16 protein-coding genes are annotated in these 19133 nt (G+C 73.6%); 9 read left to right on the forward strand and 7 right to left on the reverse strand.

Annotation, left to right across the window (positions count from 1 at the left end):
• Positions 1 to 47: 47 nt before the first annotated feature.
• Complete coding sequence (locus tag AB0H53_RS04420) at positions 48 to 560, reverse strand: Lrp/AsnC family transcriptional regulator (protein WP_362107229.1); 513 nt, start codon at positions 558 to 560, stop codon at positions 48 to 50.
• 197 nt (positions 561 to 757) lie between these two features.
• Here AB0H53_RS04420 and pdhA point away from each other — a divergent pair, with 197 nt between their 5' ends.
• The 7 genes from pdhA to AB0H53_RS04455 are packed head-to-tail and all read left to right on the forward strand — an operon-like array spanning position 758 to position 9008.
• A complete protein-coding gene (pdhA, locus tag AB0H53_RS04425) occupies positions 758 to 1900 on the forward strand; it encodes a pyruvate dehydrogenase (acetyl-transferring) E1 component subunit alpha (RefSeq protein WP_362106951.1) in 1143 nt (380 codons plus the stop codon).
• Positions 1897 to 2901 (forward strand): alpha-ketoacid dehydrogenase subunit beta, encoded by a 1005-nt coding sequence (locus AB0H53_RS04430; protein WP_362106954.1) that lies wholly within the window; start codon positions 1897 to 1899, stop codon positions 2899 to 2901. Before pdhA ends, AB0H53_RS04430 begins: the two co-directional genes overlap by 4 nt.
• On the forward strand, positions 2901 to 4442 hold the full coding sequence (locus AB0H53_RS04435; RefSeq protein WP_362106957.1) for a dihydrolipoamide acetyltransferase family protein: 1542 nt from the start codon (positions 2901 to 2903) through the stop codon (positions 4440 to 4442). Before AB0H53_RS04430 ends, AB0H53_RS04435 begins: the two co-directional genes overlap by 1 nt.
• Positions 4443 to 4491: 49 nt before the next feature.
• Complete coding sequence (locus tag AB0H53_RS04440; RefSeq protein WP_362106960.1) at positions 4492 to 5334, forward strand: NTP transferase domain-containing protein; 843 nt, start codon at positions 4492 to 4494, stop codon at positions 5332 to 5334.
• On the forward strand, positions 5331 to 6929 hold the full coding sequence (locus tag AB0H53_RS04445; RefSeq protein WP_362106963.1) for a molybdopterin molybdotransferase MoeA: 1599 nt from the start codon (positions 5331 to 5333) through the stop codon (positions 6927 to 6929). The genes AB0H53_RS04440 and AB0H53_RS04445 overlap by 4 nt, the downstream gene beginning before the upstream one ends.
• Positions 6930 to 6949: 20 nt before the next feature.
• Positions 6950 to 7999: a potassium channel family protein gene (locus AB0H53_RS04450; protein WP_362107232.1), complete on the forward strand. Its 1050-nt coding sequence runs from the start codon at positions 6950 to 6952 to the stop codon at positions 7997 to 7999.
• A 28-nt stretch (positions 8000 to 8027) separates the two neighbouring features.
• On the forward strand, positions 8028 to 9008 hold the full coding sequence (locus tag AB0H53_RS04455; protein WP_362106966.1) for an NAD(P)H-quinone oxidoreductase: 981 nt from the start codon (positions 8028 to 8030) through the stop codon (positions 9006 to 9008).
• Positions 9009 to 9210: 202 nt separating this feature from the next.
• Here the strand turns inward: AB0H53_RS04455 and AB0H53_RS04460 are convergent, their stop codons facing one another.
• The 5 genes from AB0H53_RS04460 to AB0H53_RS04480 all read right to left on the reverse strand — a co-directional run bounded on the left by AB0H53_RS04460 (position 9211) and on the right by AB0H53_RS04480 (position 14732).
• A complete protein-coding gene (locus AB0H53_RS04460) occupies positions 9211 to 9753 on the reverse strand; it encodes a bacterial proteasome activator family protein (RefSeq protein ID WP_362106969.1) in 543 nt (180 codons plus the stop codon).
• Positions 9754 to 9852: 99 nt separating this feature from the next.
• On the reverse strand, positions 9853 to 12711 hold the full coding sequence (locus tag AB0H53_RS04465) for an ABC transporter permease (protein WP_362106971.1): 2859 nt from the start codon (positions 12709 to 12711) through the stop codon (positions 9853 to 9855).
• Positions 12708 to 13460 (reverse strand): ABC transporter ATP-binding protein, encoded by a 753-nt coding sequence (locus tag AB0H53_RS04470; RefSeq protein ID WP_362106974.1) that lies wholly within the window; start codon positions 13458 to 13460, stop codon positions 12708 to 12710. Before AB0H53_RS04470 ends, AB0H53_RS04465 begins: the two co-directional genes overlap by 4 nt.
• A gap of 152 nt (positions 13461 to 13612) precedes the next feature.
• Complete coding sequence (locus AB0H53_RS04475) at positions 13613 to 14266, reverse strand: PadR family transcriptional regulator (RefSeq protein ID WP_362106977.1); 654 nt, start codon at positions 14264 to 14266, stop codon at positions 13613 to 13615.
• A gap of 85 nt (positions 14267 to 14351) precedes the next feature.
• Positions 14352 to 14732, reverse strand: a complete 381-nt coding sequence (locus tag AB0H53_RS04480) for a hypothetical protein (protein ID WP_362106980.1) — start codon at positions 14730 to 14732, stop codon at positions 14352 to 14354.
• Between AB0H53_RS04480 and AB0H53_RS04485 the strand changes: the two genes are divergently transcribed.
• The gene (locus AB0H53_RS04485; protein ID WP_362106983.1) at positions 14722 to 15135 is read left to right on the forward strand and encodes a hypothetical protein; all 414 of its coding nucleotides are present in this window, start codon (positions 14722 to 14724) and stop codon (positions 15133 to 15135) included. The two genes, AB0H53_RS04480 and AB0H53_RS04485, sit on opposite strands and share 11 nt — an antisense overlap.
• Before the next feature lie 352 nt (positions 15136 to 15487).
• On the opposite strand, the gene AB0H53_RS04490 is transcribed toward AB0H53_RS04485, so the two are convergent.
• Positions 15488 to 17104, reverse strand: a complete 1617-nt coding sequence (locus tag AB0H53_RS04490; RefSeq protein WP_362106986.1) for a protein kinase — start codon at positions 17102 to 17104, stop codon at positions 15488 to 15490.
• Positions 17105 to 17423: 319 nt separating this feature from the next.
• Here AB0H53_RS04490 and AB0H53_RS04495 point away from each other — a divergent pair, with 319 nt between their 5' ends.
• Complete coding sequence (locus tag AB0H53_RS04495) at positions 17424 to 19112, forward strand: protein kinase (protein WP_362106989.1); 1689 nt, start codon at positions 17424 to 17426, stop codon at positions 19110 to 19112.
• Positions 19113 to 19133: the final 21 nt, after the last annotated feature.

Here is a 19133-nt window from a genome sequence, read left to right on the forward strand (position 1 = left end):
GGCCTCTTCCGGGTCCCGGAGGCCGGAGGCCCCCGGCCCGGGCGGGCTCAGCTCTCGTCCAGCAGCGGCCGGCGGTGCAGGTCCGTCTCCTCGAAGACCAGCAGCGTGCGGGTGGACAGCACCTCGGGGATCGACTGGAGCTTGGTCAGGACCAACTCGCGCAGCGTGCGGTTGTCGGGCGTGTGCACCAGCAGAAGCACATCGAAATCGCCGCTGACCAGCGCGATGTGGGCCGCCCCCGGCAGGGCCTGGAGCTGTTCGCGGACCGTGCGCCACGAGTTCTGCACGATTTTGAGCGTGATGTACGCGGAGGCCCCCTGGCCGGCCCGCTCGTGGTTGACGCGCGCACCGAAGCCGCGGATCACCCCGTCGTCGATGAGCCGGTTGATGCGCGCGTAGGCGTTGGCGCGGGAGACGTGCACCCGTTCGGCCACGGAACGGATCGAGGCGCGGCCATCCGTTTGGAGGATGCGGAGGATGTCGCGGTCGATCGCGTCCAGCGGACGCGCCGGCGGATCCTGCCCGGTGACCGGTGGCGCCTGTTCCCGGCCGTCGGCCATTTGTTCAGCTGCCACGTCCCCCGCCTCTCTGCCATGGACGACCTGCCTACATCCCAGGCTGTGGAGAACCGTTTGTCCACAGGCTGGAGGTGCCTGTAGCCAAAATGCATCCACGACCGAACAATCGGTAGGTGAGGCGCGTCACACACCGCGCTCCCCTTCGGGTGTTATGCCCGCTCCCACGAGGAGGTGCTGTCATGACGGTCCAAGAGCTGCCCGGTGCCGCCCCCTACCGGCCCACCCCGCCCCCGGCGTGGAAGCCGCGCACCGACGCCGCACCGCTGCTCCCGGACCCCGCGCCGTACCGGGTGCTGGGCACGGACGCCGCGTCCGGCTTCGAGCCCGGGCTGCTGCGCCGGCTGTACGCCGAGCTGGTGCGCGGCCGTCGGTACAACACGCAGGCGACAGCCCTCACCAAGCAGGGCCGGCTCGCGGTCTATCCGTCCAGCACCGGCCAGGAGGCGTGCGAGGTGGCCGCGGCCCTGGTGCTGGAGGAGCGCGACTGGCTCTTCCCGTCCTACCGCGACACCCTCGCCGCCGCCGTGCGCGGCCTCGACCCGGTGCAGGCGCTGACCCTGCTGCGCGGCGACTGGCACACCGGGTACGACCCCCGCGAGCACCGCATCGCGCCGCTGTGCACGCCGCTCGCCACCCAGCTCCCGCACGCGGTCGGTCTGGCGCACGCCGCACGCCTCAAGGGCGACGACGTGGTGGCGCTCGCCATGGTCGGGGACGGCGGAACCAGCGAGGGCGACTTCCACGAGGCGCTGAACTTCGCGGCGGTGTGGCAGGCGCCCGTCGTCTTCCTGGTCCAGAACAACGGTTTCGCGATCTCCGTCCCGCTGGCCAAGCAGACCGCCGCGCCCTCCCTGGCCCACAAGGCCGTCGGGTACGGGATGCCGGGCCGGCTGGTCGACGGCAACGACGCCCCCGCGGTGCACCAGGTGCTCTCCGAGGCGGTGGCCCGCGCCCGGCGCGGCGGGGGGCCGACGCTCGTGGAGGCCGTGACGTACCGCGTCGACGCCCACACCAACGCCGACGACGCGACGCGGTACCGCGCCGACAACGAGGTCGAGGCATGGCGTGCGCACGACCCCGTCACGCTGCTGGAGCGGGAGCTGACCGCGCGCGGGATCCTCGACGAGGAGGGTGTCCGGCAGGCCGCCGAGGACGCCGAGGCCATGGCCGCGCGGCTGCGGGAGCGGATGAACGCGGACCCGGTGCTCGAACCGATGGACCTGTTCGCCCATGTCTATGCCGAGCAGACCGCCCAACTGCGGGAGCAGGCGGACCAGTTGCGCGCCGAGCTGGCGGCCGAAGCGGAGGACGACGCCCGATGACGACCGTGGCAGTCAAGCCCGCCACCATGGCGCAGGCACTGCAGCGCGCGATGCGCGACGCGATGGCCGAGGACCCGTCCGTGCACGTGCTGGGCGAGGACGTCGGCACCCTCGGCGGTGTCTTCCGGGTCACCGACGGACTCGCCAAGGAGTTCGGCGAGGAGCGCTGTACGGACACCCCGCTCGCCGAGGCCGGCATCCTGGGCACGGCCGTGGGCATGGCCATGTACGGGCTGCGGCCGGTGGTCGAGATGCAGTTCGACGCCTTCGCGTACCCGGCCTTCGAGCAACTGATCAGCCATGTGGCGCGGATGCGCAACCGGACGCGGGGTGCCATGCCCATGCCGCTGGTGGTCCGGGTGCCCTACGGCGGTGGCATCGGCGGAGTCGAGCACCACAGCGACTCGTCCGAGGCGTACTACATGGCGACTCCCGGGCTCCATGTCGTCACGCCCGCGACAGTCGCCGACGCCTATGGACTGCTGCGGGCGGCCATCGCCTCCGACGACCCGGTGGTCTTCCTGGAGCCGAAGCGGCTGTACTGGTCGAAGGCCACGTGGTCGCCCGACGCGCCCGAGCCGGTCGAGCCGATAGGGCGCGCCGTGGTGCGCCGGACCGGCCGCAGTGCGACGCTCATCACCTACGGGCCGTCCGTGCCGGTCTGCCTGGAGGCCGCCGAGGCCGCCCGGGCGGAGGGCTGGGACCTGGAAGTGGTCGATCTGCGCTCACTGGTGCCCTTCGACGACGAGACGGTGTGCGCTTCCGTACGGCGCACGGGGCGCGCTGTCGTCGTCCACGAGTCGAACGGTTTCGGCGGGCCGGGCGGGGAGATCGCCGCGCGGGTCACCGAGCGGTGCTTCCACTACCTGGAGGCGCCGGTGCTGAGGGTGGCCGGGTTCGACATCCCCTACCCGCCGCCGATGCTGGAGCGGCACCATCTGCCCGGTGTGGACCGGGTGCTGGACGCGGTCGCACGGCTCCAGTGGGAGGCGGGCAACTGATGGCGCGGGTACTGGAGTTCAAGCTGCCGGACCTCGGTGAGGGGCTGACCGAGGCCGAGATCGTGCGGTGGCTGGTCGACGTGGGGGACGTCGTCGCCATCGACCAGCCGGTGGTCGAGGTCGAGACGGCCAAGGCGATGGTGGAGGTGCCGTGCCCCTACGGCGGCGTGGTGACGGCGCGGTTCGGTGAGGAAGGCAAGGAGCTGCCGGTCGGAGCGCCCCTGCTGACCGTGGCGGTGGGCCCGACGACGCCCGGAGACGCGGAGGACGCGGACGACGCCGGGGACCCCGGGGCCTCGGCGGGGTCCGGTCCGGTCATGGCCTCGGCTCCGGAGACGCCGGGCGGCACGGGCGCCACCACCGGCTCGAAGGCCGGCGGCACCACGCGGCCCGCCGACGAAGGCTCCGGGAACGTCCTCGTCGGCTATGGCACCGGAGCGCCGGCTGCCCGGCGACGGCGAGTGCGATCGGCGGCGAGCGCCACGAGCGCCACGAGCGCCTCGAGCGCGATGATCTCGGCGAGCACGGTGGGCGCGGCGGGCGCGGCCCGCTCGGCGAGCACGGTGGGCGCGGCGGTGAACGGCGTGCCGTCCGGCGCGGCCGGCCCCGTGGACGGCCCGGTGCCGGTGATCTCGCCGCTGGTGCGCCGGCTGGCCCGGGAACGCGGTGTCGACCTGCGCACGCTGCGGGGATCGGGGCCCGACGGGCTGATCCTGCGCGCCGACGTGGAGCGGGCCACCTCGGCCACCGCCGGGGCCACCGCCACGGCCGGGGCCGCTCCGGCGGCCGTGCCCGGAGCCGTACCGGTGGCCGCCCACGGCACCGCCACGGCCGCGTCGCCGGTCGCGGTGGCCGGTGAGCGGGTGCCGCTGCGCGGCGTGCGGGGTGTGGTGGCGGACAAGATGGCCCGCAGCCGGCACGAGATTCCCGACGCCACGTGCTGGGTCGACGCGGACGCCACGGAACTGTTGGCCGCGCGGGCCGCGATGAACGCGGCAGGGGGCCCCAAGATCTCCCTGCTGGCCCTCCTCGCCCGGATCTGCACAGCGGCGCTCGCCCGCCACCCGGAGCTGAACTCCACCGTGGACATGGCCGCGCGGGAGATCGTCCGGATCCCGGAGGTGCACCTCGGGTTCGCGGCGCAGACCGAGCGCGGCCTGGTCGTACCCGTCGTCAAGGACGCCCACCGCCGCTCGGCGGAGTTGCTGTCCGCGGAGTTCGCACGGCTGACGGAGGCGGCGCGGAAGGGTGCGCTGACGCCGGCGGACCTGACGGGCGGCACGTTCACGCTGAACAATTACGGGGTGTTCGGGGTGGACGGTTCGACACCGATCATCAACCACCCCGAGGCCGCCATGCTCGGGGTCGGGCGGATCGTCCCCAAGCCGTGGGTCCACGACGGCGAACTGGCCGTCCGGCAGGTGGTGCAGCTGTCCCTGACGTTCGACCACCGGGTGTGCGACGGCGGCACAGCCGGCGGCTTCCTCCGGTACGTGGCCGACTGCGTGGAGCAGCCGGCGGTGCTGCTGCGGACCCTGTAGCGGGCCCCGGCCCACCGGGGCCGGGCCACCGGGCCACATACTGGGGGGCGTGACCCGATTCGACGTCGTCGTGCTGGCAGGGGGAGCCGCCAAGCGGCTCGGCGGGGCGGACAAGCCAGGGCTGACCGTGGGCGGCCGGTCGCTGCTCGACCGCGTCCTGGGTGCCGCCCGGGGCGCCGGGCGGACCGTGGTCGTCGGCACCCGGCGGCCCACCGCTCGGCCCGTGGTGTGGACCCGCGAGGATCCTCCCGGCAGCGGGCCGCTGCCCGCGCTCGCCGCCGGAGCGCGGCATGTCCGCGCCGACGCGGTCGTCGTCCTCAGCGGAGACCTGCCGTTCCTGGAGCCGGCCGGTGTCCACCGGCTGGCGGAGACCCTGGCGGGCGGGAACGCCGAAGGGGTGCTGTCCGTGGACCCCGACGGGCGGGACCAGCCGCTCGTCGCCGCGTACCGCACCGAGCCGCTGCGCCGCGAACTGGCCCTGCTCGCCACCGAGTACGGCAGTCTGTCCGGCCTGCCGCTGCGCCTGCTCACCCAGGAACTCCGCCTCACCCGCGTCGACACCGGGCCTCTCGCCTCCTTCGACTGCGACACCTGGGAGGACATCGCCACGGCCCGTGCCCGGATCAGGGAGCATGGAACCGTGCTGGACGAATGGATCACCGCGGTCAAGGACGAGCTCGGCATCGATCTGGAGGTCGACACCGGCCTCCTGCTGGACCTGGCCCGCGACGCCGCGCACGGTGTCGCGCGGCCCGCCGCGCCCCTCACCACTTTCCTGGTGGGGTACGCGGCCGCCCAGGCGGGCGGGGGCGGACCCGAGGCGGTGGCCGAGGCGGCGCGCAAGGCCGCCGCGCTCGCCGACCGCTGGGCGAACGAGGCCGCGGCGGAATGACGGACCGCGAGGTCGACGGTGTCGACGAAGCCCTCGCCCTGGTCGGCGCACCGGCCAGGCGCCCCACCCGGCGCCCGGCCGGGCGGCCCGCCGCGTCGCCGGACCCGGGCCTGGATCAGGACGGGCACCGGGCCATGACCTGGGCCGACGCCCGGGCAGTCGCGGCCCGAGCGGGGCGCGCCGCCCCGGCGCGCTCCCGGCGCACGGCACTGGGGCAGGCGCTCGGGCAGGTGCTCGCCGAGCCGCTCACCGCGCTCACCGACCTGCCGCCGTTCGACACCTCCGCCATGGACGGCTGGGCGGTGGCCGGTCCGGGGCCCTGGCGGGTGCGTGCGGGTGGTTCCGTGCTGGCCGGTCACGGCGAGGCGGACGCGCTGCCCGACGGCGTGGCGGTACGGATCGCCACCGGCGCCCGCGTCCCTCCTGGCACCACCGGAGTGATCCGCAGCGAACACGCCCATGTGGAACAGGTCCGCGCCGCCCGCCCCCACGCCGAGTCGGACCACCCGGGATCCACCCCTCCCGCCCCCGGCTCCCCGGATGCCGCCCGCGTCCACCGCGACCGTCTCGACCCGGCCTCCGTCGGCCCCGGCCTTCCCGACCCGGGCCCCGTCGACGCCGGCCCCCTCCGCCCCGCCCGTACCGAGGCCGGGCGCACCCCCGCGGACGACCACACCGGCCCGCCGCCCGTCCCCGGCGAGCACGGCCGCCCGCGGCCCGCCCGCGCGGAGCCCTCCTCCGCCGGCCTGCTGCGCGCCCGGCGCCCCGTTCTTCCCGGACAGGACATCCGGCCGCGCGGCCAGGAGTGCAGGTCCGGCGATCAGCTCCTGCCGGCGGGCGCGCTGGTGACGCCCGCCGTCCTCGGTCTGGCCGCCGCCGCCGGGTACGACGAGCTGCGCACCGTCGAACGGCCCCGGGTGGAGGTCCTGGTCCTGGGGGACGAACTGCTCACGGCCGGCCTCCCGCACGGCGGGCTCATCCGCGACGCCCTGGGGCCCATGCTCGGCCCCTGGCTCCGGGCGCTCGGCGTGGACGTGCTGGCCACCCGGCGGATCGGGGACGACGCCGACGCGCTGTACGCGGCGGTCACCGGGTCCGAGGCGGACCTGGTGGTCACCACCGGCGGCACCGCCTCGGGACCGGTCGACCATGTCCACCCGGTCCTGCGCCGAGCGGGCGCCGAACTCCTGGTGGACGGGGTGAAGGTGCGCCCCGGCCACCCCATGCTGCTGGCCCGGCTGACCACGTCCAGCCACCTCGTGGGGCTTCCCGGCAACCCGCTGGCCGCCGTCTCCGGGCTGCTCACCCTCGCCGAGCCGCTGCTGCGCGGCCGCGCGGGCCGCCCGGTACCGGATCCGTACCGGGCGCCGGTGCGCGACGAGGTGCACGGCCACCCGTACGACACCCGGCTCGTCCCGGTCGTACGGCGCGACGGACGGCTCGTGCCCCTGCACTACAACGGCCCCGCCATGCTGCGCGGCATCGCCACCGCCGACGGCCTGGCCGTGGTCCCGCCCGGCGGGGCCCGCCGCGGGGACGTACTGGAAGTCCTCGCCCTGCCCTGGTCGTCGCCCTCCGAAGGGTGTTTCACGTGAAACTTCCCGGCCATGACGCGATGGCCCGCCAAGCCGACGAGTACCTGGTGACCAGCCGGGTGAAGCTGCCGCGCCAGGTCCTCGAACGGCCCTTGCGTCAAGTGGCCAAGCGGGTGCTGATGGCCCTGCTCGTGCTGGCGCTCACCGTCCTCATCGTCCTGATCGACCGCGCCGGCTACCACGACAACGCCGACGGCCGGGTCGACGCCCTCGACGCCATCTACTACGCCACCGTGACCCTGTCCACGACCGGGTACGGCGACATCGTCCCGCACAGCGACAGCGCCCGGCTGGTGAACGTCCTGCTGGTCACGCCGTTGCGCGTGCTGTTCCTGATCATTCTGGTCGGTACCACTCTCGAGGTCCTCACCGAGCGCACCCGGGAAGAGTGGCGGCTGAACCGCTGGAGGTCCACCTTGCGCGATCACACGGTCGTCATCGGCTTCGGTACGAAGGGCCGGTCGGCGATCCAGACCCTGTGCGCGACCGGTCTGAGGAAGGAACAGATCGTCATCGTCGACCCGAGCAGCAAGGTGATCGAGACCGCGAACGCCGACGGCTTCGTCGGCGTGATCGGTGACGCCACCCGCAGCGATGTGCTGCTGCGGGCGGAGCTCCAGCGGGCTCGTCAGATCGTCATCGCCACCCAGCGGGACGACACCGCGGTCCTGGTCACCCTCACCGCCCGCCAGCTCAACCGCGGAGCGAAGATCGTCGCCGCGGTGCGGGAGGAGGAGAACGCGCCGCTGCTGCGGCAGTCGGGCGCCGACGCGGTGATCACCAGTGCCAGCGCGGCGGGCCGGCTGCTGGGCATGTCCGTGCTGAGCCCCAGCGCGGGCACGGTGATGGAAGACCTCATCCAGTCCGGGAGCGGGCTCGACCTCGTCGAGCGGCCGGTGATAAAGGCCGAGGTTGGCAAGAACGTGCGGGAGACGGACGACCTGGTCATCAGTGTCCTGCGCGGTCACCGGCTGCTCAGTTACGACGATCCGGCGGCCAGCCCGCTCCAGCTCACGGACCGGGTGATCACGATCGTGCGGGCCAAGCCGCTCAGCACGCCGCCGGACTGACCGGAGCGGTCGGAGTACCCTCGCGGCCATGCATGCGATCACGATTCCGGAACCCGGCGGTCCAGAGGCGCTCGTGTGGGCCGAGGTACCCGATCCCGTGCCCGGTGAGGGCGAAGTCCTCGTGGAGGTGGCGGCCGGCGCCGTCAACCGCGCCGATCTGCTGCAGCGGCAGGGCTTCTACGACCCGCCACCCGGCTCGTCCCCCTACCCGGGGCTCGAATGCTCCGGCCGTGTCGTGGAAATCGGGCCGGGCGTCTCGGGCTGGTCCGTCGGCGACGAGGTGTGCGCGCTGCTGTCGGGCGGCGGATACGCCGAGAAGGTCGCCGTCCCCGCCGGGCAGTTGCTCCCGGTGCCGGACGGGGTGGACCTGGTCACGTCGGCGGCGCTGCCGGAGGTGACCGCGACGGTCTGGTCCAACGTGTTCATGGTGGCCCATCTGCGGCCCGGCGAGACCCTGCTGGTGCACGGCGGTTCCAGCGGCATCGGCACCATGGCCATCCAGCTCGCCAAGGCCGTGGGCGCGCGGGTCGCGGTGACGGCGGGCGGGCCGGAGAAGCTGGCGCGCTGCGCCGAACTGGGCGCCGACATCCTGATCGACTACCGCGAGCAGGACTTCGTGGAGGAAGTGCACAAGGCGACGGACGGGGCGGGCGCGGACGTCATCCTGGACATCGTCGGCGCGAAGTACCTGGAGCGGAACGTCAAGGCGCTCGCGGTCAACGGACGGCTCGCGGTGATCGGCCTCCAGGGCGGGGTCAAGGGCGAGTTGAACCTGGGGGCGCTGCTCGACAAACGCGCCGCGGTGACGGCGACCTCCCTGCGCAAACGGCCGCTGGAGGAGAAGGCCGCCATCATCGCCGCCGTCCGCGAGCACGTGTGGCCGCTGATCGGCGCGGGCACGGTACGGCCGGTGGTCGACCGGTCGTACCCCATGCCGGAGGCGGCGGAGGCGCACCGGACGCTGGAGTCCAGCACGCACGTCGGCAAGGTGCTGCTGGTCACTCCCTGACCCCGCGCGCACCGACCCCGCGCGCACAGGACAACGCGCGCACCGGACACGCCGGAACGCGGACAGCCGGGAGGCCCGGCACCCTGACAGGGTGCCGGGCCTCTCCCGTGCTGGGGTACGGCTACGAGCGCGGCCCACCGGTACCGCCCGGAACCACCGGCACGGCCGGAGCCGCCCCGGGCCGCCCCGGTGCCGGCCGGACCTACAGGTACGGGCCGGAACGGACCGGGCCGTTGGCGTGGTTGTCCTCGTCCTCCTGGCCGAGGCCAGCCGGCAGGGCGCGGCGCATCTGCTCCAACTGGGCGCGGGCCGCCATCTGCTGGGCGAACAGCGCCGTCTGGATGCCGTGGAACAGGCCCTCCAGCCAGCCCACCAACTGCGCCTGCGCGATCCGCAGTTCCGCCTCCGAGGGAATGGCCTCGTCGGTGAAGGGGAGGGAGAGGCGCTCCAGTTCCTCGACCAGCTCGGGAGCCAGCCCGTCCTCCAGTTCCTTCACCGAACTGGCGTGGATCTCCTTGAGGCGGACCCGGCTGGCCTCGTCGAGAGGAGCCGCGCGGACCTCTTCCAGAAGCTGCTTGATCATGCTGCCGATGCGCATGACCTTCGCGGGCTGTTCGACCATCTCCGTCACCGGGACCTCGCGCGACTCGTCGTCACTGTCACTGCCGCCGAGCGCCAGTCCGTTCTGTCCCACGATGAGGACCTGGGGGCTCTCCTGCGACCGTTCATTCCTCGGCATCTCCATGCCGCCCATTCTCTCGCACAGACGCGTCACCGAAGGGTGTGCCCCCGCGGGACGGTGATCCACCCTCCCGCGGGGGCACAACGGCCCGGTCACCGGCCGTTATGTCGCCTCGCGGCGGGCGACCGCCCCGCGTGAGCGGGTGACGAGAGCCGCGAGCAGCGCCGCGCCCAGCGGGACGGCGACCAGCAGGGCGCCCAGTGTCTCCCACGGAACGACGATCGGGACGTGCGGCGCCTTGTCCATCACGCCGTAGCCCTGGTCCAGAGCCTCCTCGTACCACTTCAGCTCGTTGCGCCGCTCGGTCAGCCGCAGGCCGACCGCGGGCAGTACGCCCGCCGCCGAACCCAGCAGCACACCCATCACGGCCACCACCCCGCACTGGAACCCGCTCAGGGTGCGCCGCACCCGCGGCGGCGCGCCGACGGCCGCCAGGGTCTTGAGGTCCGCCTCCGCGTCGGCCTGGGCCAGCCCGGTGGCGATACCGGCCGCGCCGATGGTGATCAGTCCGGCGAAGACGGTCAGCGACAGCAGCACCACGCTGTTCTCGCTGACGAAGCCCTCCTCGACATGGAGGTCGATGTTGCCGCCGGTCCTGGCGAGTTCGGCGTCCAGCTTCTGCCGCTGCTCGCTGCTGGGCATGGCACCGGTCGAGTAGAAGGAGCCGTACGGAACCGTCGTGATCCCCGCCGTCCTGGCCGCGGCCGGCGACAGGACGGCCAGCACGCCGTACGACCTGGTGTCCTCGGGCATCTGGTGGGCGGTGAACGACTTCACCGGGCCCGGCGGTTCCATGCCCTTCTGCCGGGCCAGATCGGCCTTCTCGGGGTCGGTGACGAGCCGGATCGAGACCTTGCCGGCCTTGTCGACCTGTGGCTTGGAGAACGAGACGATCCTTCCCTCGGCGAGCGCCTCGACGGCCGCCGGGTCGTCGACGCCGAGTACCTTCAGCAGTTTCCCGTCCCCGATCAGCAGGCCGTTCTGGACCAGCGAGCCCTCGGAGGTCTCACAGCGCCAGTCCTTGGCGAGCGCGCGGCGCTCGGCCTTGCTGAACTTCTCCGCCGGGTCGGAACCGTCCGGGGTGGCCACCCACAGCGGGCACTGCTGCGCCTTGGGGATGACGACCTCGTAGCTCCCGCACCCCTCCCCACGCGCGTACGGTTCACAGCGGGGCTTGCCGACCACGATGCGCTCCACATCGGCCCGTACGTCGACCGGCAGGTGCTTCTGCACCGCCTCGCGCACCGCCGGGACGTCCCGGCCACCGTCCTCACCGACCAGGGCCGACACGGCCCCGTGGGGCAGCCGTGCCTCGTAGGTCGCCCGGCTCTGGGCGTCACGGCTCTCCGCGTACGTCGCGACGGCGACCGTGCCGGCGACCGCGGCCAGCACGGCGGCGACGGCGGGGGCCGTACGGCCCCGGTTGCGCACGGCGTCACGCAGCGCCAGCCGCGGCGAGAGCGGCAGCCAGCGGCCGGTACGGCCGAACAGACCCACCAGGGCCGGGGTCATCGCCACCACACCCAGCTCGGCGAGGGCGCTGCCGGCTGCGACGAGCAGGAACTTGTCGGAGAACACCGACCCGTACAGGGCGACCGCGGCGCCCAGCAGCGTCGCGGCCAGCCCGATGACGGGCAGCACCCGGCTGCTGCGCCGCACCCCGCGCCGGCCGGTGAGCGAGGCGAGCACCGTCTGCCGGGAGGCGGTGACGGCCGGCACGATCGCGGCCAGCAGACCGGTGAGCACGGCGAGCAGCGCGATGCCCAGCAGCTCCAGGGGCCGGACGTCGAAGGTGCCGAACCGCTTGCCCAGGTACTCCTCCAGCACCGGTTGCAGCAGGAAGGTGAGGAGGAGACCGAGTACGGTCCCGACCACGGCGGCGGCGACGCCGATCACCAGACCGCCGGCCAGCACGATGGCCCGGATGTGGCGGCGGTCGCCACCGTTGGCCCCCACCAGGCCGAGCTGGCGGCGCGAGCGGCGGGCGCCCACGGCGAACGCGGGTCCCGCCAGCAGGCAGATCTCCAGCATCGCCAGTCCGATGATGGTCCCGGCGGCTGCCAGTTCGGCGGCTTTGGCCGCCGTGCTCGCCCCGACGGCGCCGTAGCCGTCGTACGCGTAGAGCGGCACCTCGGAGCGGGCGGGCGGGTCGAGCGCCACCGCGCGCGAGTGCACCGTGATCCCCTTGGCGTTGGCCTGCTTGACCATGTTCCACGTGAAACCGCCGTCGCCGGGCAGGTTCAGCAGATAGGTGCTGCTCTGCTCGGTGGCAGGCAGTCCGGCCGCGTCGAGCGCCTTGTCGAGCGGGGTCAGGAAGGCACCGGGCAGGGCGTTGACCTGATTGGCCTCCAGGTCGTCGGGGAGCTCGTAGGCGCCGACGATCCGATAGGTGCGATCCAGGCCGCGCGCACCGAGCTCGGAACCGACCCGCAGTCCGCTGACCTCCAGGAAGTGGGTCGTGGCGGCGACCTCGTCCGGCTTACCGGGGAAGCGGCCCTCGACCAGGCTCATGATGCCCCGGGTCACGGGATCGGTGGCCTTCAGCTCGCGGATCTCGGTGTGCAGCAGGCCGTGGGCCGTGCGCAGTTTCGCCGAGCCGACGGCGTCCATCAGGACCGCCGCGCCGGCCGGGAGGGCCTTGGTGACATCGCCCCGGCCCGACGGGTAGGGCTTGTTGTCGAAGTCCCCCACGGGCACGGACATCCGGCCCTCGGGGTCCTGGTGAACCGGCGTCCCGCCGTACCCGGGGTCGGACAGCCGCGCGTCGGCGGCGCCCAGCGTGCGGGCGAGGCTCTCCTGCGGGGACAGCTCCGAACTGCGGAGCGTCAGATCGGCGGCGCTGACGCCGAGGATGGGCAGGGCGATCATCGCGAGGACCAGGAAGCTGCGCCCCTTGAAGCGCCAGGCGTCACGGCGGGCGATGCGCACCGCGGCCCGCCAGGAGTGGAACCAGTTGTTCACCGCTCGCCCGCCTGGCCGGAGAGCAGGGAGTCGGCCTCACTGCGCATGGTCTGGTCGACCACCGCGCCGTCGCGCAGGAACACCACCCGGTCCGCCCAGGCCGCGAACCGCGGCTCGTGGGTGACCAGGACGCCGGCCGCGCCCGCGTCGCAGCGGGCCCGCAGCAGGGCGAGCACCGACTCGCCGGTCTCGGAGTCCAAGGCCCCGGTCGGCTCGTCGGCGAGCACCAGCCGCCGGTCGCCGACCAGCGCCCGGGCTATCGCCACCCGCTGCTGCTGACCACCGGACATCTCGTCGGGGAAGCGGTCGGCGAGATGGCCGAGGCCCATCTCCTCCAGGGCGGCGACGGCCTCGGTACGCGCCTTGCGGGCGGAGGTGCCGTCCAGCTCCCGGGGCAGGGCGATGTTCTCGGCGGCGGTGAGGGCCGGGATGAGGTTGTAGTCCTGGAAGACGTAGCCGATGCTGCGGCGGCGCAGCGCGGCGAGCGTCTTCGGGTCGGCGGTGGTGATGTCGGTGTTCTCGACAATCACCCGGCCGGAGGTGGGGCTGTCGAGTCCGCCCGCGATGGTCAGGAGCGTGGACTTGCCGGAGCCGGAGGGCCCCATGACGGCGACGAGCTCGCCGGGGAAGACATCGAGGTCGATGCCGCGCAGGGCGTGCACCTCGGTGGCCCCGGTGCCGTGCACCCGGGTCAGCTGCTGGAGCTGGAGCACCGGCTGCTGTGGCTGATGGGATGTGCGTGATGACATGGAGGAGTCCCCCCTTGGGCGTACGCGTACGCACGGCGTGGCGGCCGACCGCCACCCGCCGGGTGTCCGCGCGGATGCGCGGGGCGGGGGTGTGTGCGTCTGCGCGTACGGAGCGGATTGCGTACGGAGCGGATGTGGAGAAGGCGCGCCGGTCAGCGCGGTGGCGTGGGGCTGAGGTCGGTCGTTTCCTCGGCCGGGGCCGGAACGGATCGTGCGGGTGGCGCCGGTGGTGCGAGGGGCGGGGCCGGAACGCGCGCGGACGCGGCCGAGAGCCGGATCAGCCGGGCCTCGCAGTGGTCGAGCCAGCGGGCCTCGGCCTCGGTCTGGAAGATCAGCTGTTCCAGGACGAGGAGCCACGCCACGTCGTCACGTTCCCCGGCGGCCCCGCTCTCCAGAGCGGTGATCGCCTGCGCCTTGAGCCGGGTGTAGTCCTGCATCGCCCTGACGGTGTGGCGGCGCTGGGACTGGATGACCGCCCGGATGTCGACGCCGGGCGCGCCGACCGCCATGGCGAGCTTGATGGCGAGCTCGTCGCGCGCCGGGCTGGTCCGGTCGACCGGCTTCTCGAACCAGGTCCGGAGTTCCTCGCGACCGGTGTCGGTGATCACGTACAGCGCGTGCCCGGCGTCGTCCTCGCCGCTCTGGGCGACCATGCCGTCGCGCTCCAGCCGGCTCAGCGTCGTATAGACCTGGCCGACGTTGAGGGGCCAGGTGGAACCGGTGCGGGACTCGAACTCCGTACGGAGCTGTGAGCCGTAGCGCGGGCCGCGTTCGAGGAGGGCGAGGAGCCCGTGGCGGATGGACATACTCAGTATGTATACCGAGTATGCCGGGGCCGACAAGGGACCTGAGAGGGAGGTGGCGGGTCCGTCCCAAGGAGGACGGGCCGCCTCAGCGCCGCCGGATCCGCAGGCCGAGGAAGCCGAGCCCGAGCCCCACCATGGCGAGCCCGAAGCCCAGCGTCAGTACGGGAACCCGCCGGTCAGCGGGGGTGCCGGTGGCGCGGTCGGCGGGCTCGTGGGCGGCGGCCGGCGGGGTGGCGTGCGGAGCGTCGGCCGCCGGGGAGTCCGTCTGCGGTACCGCTTGGGCCTCCTCCGCCGCCCCGTCCGGGACGGCGGTGTCTGTTGCCGTTCTGGTACGTGACGGGCCGGGCGGGCCGTCCGGCTCGGGTGCCTCGGACGGCGAGGGCGACGGGGAGGGGCGCGCCGGCCGGCCCGGTCGTTCGCGCCCCTCGCCCGCCGGCCGACCGGCCAGCGAGGGTGTGACGACCACCGCGGCGGCGGTCGGCCCGCCGGGTGGGCTTCCGGAGCGGGTGGGGCCCGGGTTGCCGCCGGGACCGTCGCTGCCGGGCCGGCTGCTGCCGGTGCCGGTGCTGGTGCCGATACCGGTACCCGTGCCGGTTCCGGCGTTCGGGGGTCTGGCGGTGCCCGTGCCGGTTCCGGTGCTCGGGGGTCTGGCGGTGCCCGTGCCGGTTCCGGCGTTCGGGGGTCTGGCGGTGCCCGTGCCGGTTCCGGCGTTCGGAGGTCTGGCGGTGCCCGTGCCGGTTCCGGCGTTCGTGGGCCGCGCGGTAGCCGCCCCCGAGGGGTTGCCGGGCCGGGCACCGGGCGGCGGCCCGCTGCTGCTGCCGGGTTTCGGGGAGCCGCTCCCCTGCGCGTACGCGCAGGTCGCCGCGTAGGCGCTCGACGCGACCAGCAGCAGGAAGGACGCGAGCGCGATCGCACACCGCGAACCGAGTCCTGGAGTCACGGAGACCCCCTCCCGTACCGAGCCGCCGAGATGGTGGCCTCAGCGTCACACGGGGGGAATTCCCCGGCATCCCGAGCACCCCCACGGCCACCCGCAGGGGTTACGCCCCCGGAGGACGGCCACGGGTGCCGGCCGGGAAGCCCAAGGGGGAACGGGCTCCGCCGGGAGAAGGGCCTGTGACCCGCGGGCGCACCATGGCACGGAGGGCACGGCACGGGACGGTACGGGAAGCCGTCTCGCGTGCCGGACGGGCCGCGTCAGGCGGGGCAGCCGGCGCGCCGTCACTCCCCGGGGTTGCCGGTGGCGACCTGGAGCTCGAAGGTGGCGTTCCCGGGGACGACGGCGGTGCCGGCCGTCGGGAACTGCTGGACGACCTGGTCCTCGGCGAACTGCGGGTCGTCCACCCGGGTCTCCTTGACCTGCCAGCCCGCCGCTTGGAGGCACGTCTTGACCGAGATCAGGTCCTTGTAGACGAGGTTGGGCGCCACGACCTTCTGGGGGTCGTTGCTGTCCTCCTGGGCGTCCGAGCACTTCTCGGGGTCGATCGTCCGGTGGCGCTCGGGCGGCTTGTGCTCCGCCTGGGCCGACTCGGTGGCCCCGCCGCCGCCCTGGCCGCCCGGCTCCTCGCCGCCGTCGTTCAGTGCGAGGGCGGTGACCACTCCGCCGACCGCGAGCAGGGCCACCACGATCGCGCCCACCACGACCGGCAGGTTCCGCCTGCCGGCCCCGGCCGGACCGCCGGCGGCCTGGGGGGCCATCGTGTACGGACCCGGGGCGGGAGTCGGGGCGGCCTGGTAGTGCGCCGGGGCCTGCTGCGGGTAGCCGTAGCCGGGAGCCGGGGCCGGTGTGGACACCGGGGGCGGCGTCGGGGCGCCGTAGGCGGAGGGCTGGTACGGGGTGTGGACGGCCTGCGGCCCGGGGGTGGCGTGGTCGACCGGCGGGAAGACCGCCGAGCCCACGCCCGCGCCGCTGTTGGTCTGCGGGGCGCCCTGCACGATCACCGGGGCGCCGCCGGTCTGCCCGGCCGACAGCAGCCGCAGGCACTCGTCGCGCATGGCGGCGGCGCTGTGGAAGCGCTCGTTCGGGTTCTTCTTCAGGGCTCGCGCCACCAGCGCGTCCATGGCCGGGGTGACCGCCCGGTTGATGGAGGACGGGGCGACCGGCTCCTCCTGGACATGCGCGTACGCGATGGCCAGTGGCGAGTCGGCGTCGAAGGGGATCCGGCCGGTCAGCAACTGGAAGAGCATGATGCCGACCGAGTACAGGTCGGAGCGCGCGTCGACGGCCCGCCCGAGCGCCTGCTCCGGCGACAGGTACTGCGGGGTGCCGACGACCATGCCGGTCTGCGTCATGGAGGTGACGCCCGACTGCATGGCGCGGGCGATGCCGAAGTCCATGACCTTGACCACACCGCGCTTGGTCATCATCACGTTGCCCGGCTTGATGTCCCGGTGGACCAGCCCCATCTCGTGGCTGGTCTCCAGCGCGGCCAGGACGTCGGCCGTCACCTTCAGCGCCTTGTCGGCGGGCATCGCGCCGTGCTGGCGGATGTCGGCCTGGAGCACCGAGCCGAGCGGCTGCCCCTCCACGTACTCCATGACGATGTACGGCATGAGGGAGCCGTCCAGCTCGTCCTCGCCGGTGTCGAACACGGACACGATGTTGGTGTGCTGGAGCTTGGCGACCGCCTGCGCCTCGCGCCGGAACCGCTCCCGGAACGACTGCTCGCGGCCCAGCTCCGTGTGGAGCGTCTTGATGGCCACCTGGCGGTCCAGCGCGCTGTCGTAGGCGAGGTACACGGACGCCATGCCGCCCTCGCCGAGCAGGTCACGAAGCTGATATCGGCCGCCCGCGACCGAACCGCCCGCATAGCGGCCCTGTGCGCCGTTCTGGCTCATCCGTGCTTCCCCCTACGCGCGCGCATGGCCGCGGTGATCCGGTTTTACGGGGCCAGTCTGCCCGAGGCCGCAGACACGTCAAGCCGGGTGCCCGTTCCGTGACCGTACGCACAAGAAGCGTCTCGGAAGCGTTACCTGGCTCGTGGGGAATTTGCACAGGTGTACACGGAACCGGTTGGATGGCCGGTCAATCTCGGACCGGCCCGGCGCGCGGAGGCTGTAGCGTGACGTGGCGTGGGACCCGGTGGTCCGGGGCCCTGAAGACACGGCGGCACCCCGCACGCGCACAGCAAGCGGACAGAAACGACGGCGAGGACTGATGTCATCCGAATCCGAGGCATCCGGGGCAGGCGGCGGCGGAGTGCCGGATGTCCCGGATTACGGTGTCGGCGGACTCGTCGGCGACGGCCGTTACCGGCTGACCCACCGGCTGGGCCGGGGCGGCATGGCCGAGGTGTTCGCGGCCGAGGACGTCCGGCTGGGCCGGACCGTGGCGGTCAAGCTGCTGCGCGCCGACCTCGCCGAGGACCCCGTCTCCAAGGCCCGTTTCACCCGTGAGGCCCAGTCGGTCGCCGGGCTGAACCACCACGCGATCGTGGCCGTGTACGACTCCGGCGAGGACGTGGTGAACGGCCAGTCCGTGCCGTACATCGTCATGGAGCTGGTCGAGGGCCGCACCATCCGTGACCTGCTGCACAACGCGGAGGCCCCGCCGCCCGAGCAGGCGCTGATCATCGTCTCCGGCGTGCTGGAGGCCCTGGCCTACTCGCACCAGCACGGCATCGTGCACCGTGACATCAAGCCGGCCAACGTCATCATCACGCACGGCGGCGCGGTGAAGGTGATGGACTTCGGCATCGCGCGCGCCCTGCACGGGGCGTCCACGACGATGACCCAGACCGGCATGGTCATGGGCACCCCGCAGTACCTGTCGCCGGAGCAGGCCCTCGGCAAGGCCGTGGACCACCGCTCCGACCTGTACGCCACCGGCTGCCTGCTGTACGAGCTGCTCGCGCTGCGGCCCCCCTTCACCGGTGAGACCCCGCTGTCCGTGGTCTACCAGCACGTCCAGGACATCCCGGTGCCGCCGTCGGAGGTCTCCGACGTGGCGCCGCCGGAGCTGGACGGGCTGGCGATGCGCGCCCTCGCCAAGGACCCGGACGACCGGTTCCAGAGCGCCGAGGAGATGCGCGGCCTGGTCCAGTACGGGCTGCAGATGCTCCAGCAGCAGGGCGGCCACTCCGGTACCTGGAACACCGGCCCGGTCGAGATGCACGAGGGTGCCCGCACCCCCGCCGGCGGCCTCGCCGCCACCGCGGCGATGGGCCACCCGGTGCACGGCGAGACCTCGCAGGGGCCGATCCTGCCGCCGCTCAACCCCGACGACGGCGCGTACGGCGGCGGGCACGGCGGGCGCGGCGGCCGGTCCGGCGGCCGGGGCAAGCTGTGGCTGTTCGTCGCGCTGGCGCTCATCGCCATGGTGGCGGGCGCGGTGTACGCCTTCGACAAGGCGGGCGGCTCGAAGACCCCGGTCACCGACAACAAGACGACGTCCCCGTCGCCGTCCGTCTCCAAGTCCCCCAGCACCGCCCCGTCGAAGGAGAAGCCGACGAAGTCGGCGGACACCGACACCTCGACCGGCGGCGGCAACGACTGGGGCAACGACGACACGCCGTACAACCCGCCGCAGCAGTCCTACAGCCAGCCCCCGCGGCAGCCGACCGGCAGCGCCTCCTCGTCCCCCGGTACCACCGACGGCGGCGGCACCACCGACGGTGGGACCGGCGACGGCGGCACCACCACCGACGGCGGCACCACGGACGGCGGGACCGGCGACGGCGGGACCACCGACACCGGCGGCACCACGGACGGCGGGACCACCGACACCGGCGGCACCACGGACGGCGGCACCGGCACCAGCGCGGGCACCTCCACCGGTCAGCAGGGCGGTGGCACCACCCAGGGTGGCACCACCACCGGTATGACCACCCAGGGCGCCACCGGCTGACATCGGGCGGACGGGGCGCCG

The sequence above is a fragment of the Streptomyces sp. NPDC050856 genome, from assembly GCF_040653855.1.
Classification (GTDB): domain Bacteria; phylum Actinomycetota; class Actinomycetes; order Streptomycetales; family Streptomycetaceae; genus Streptomyces.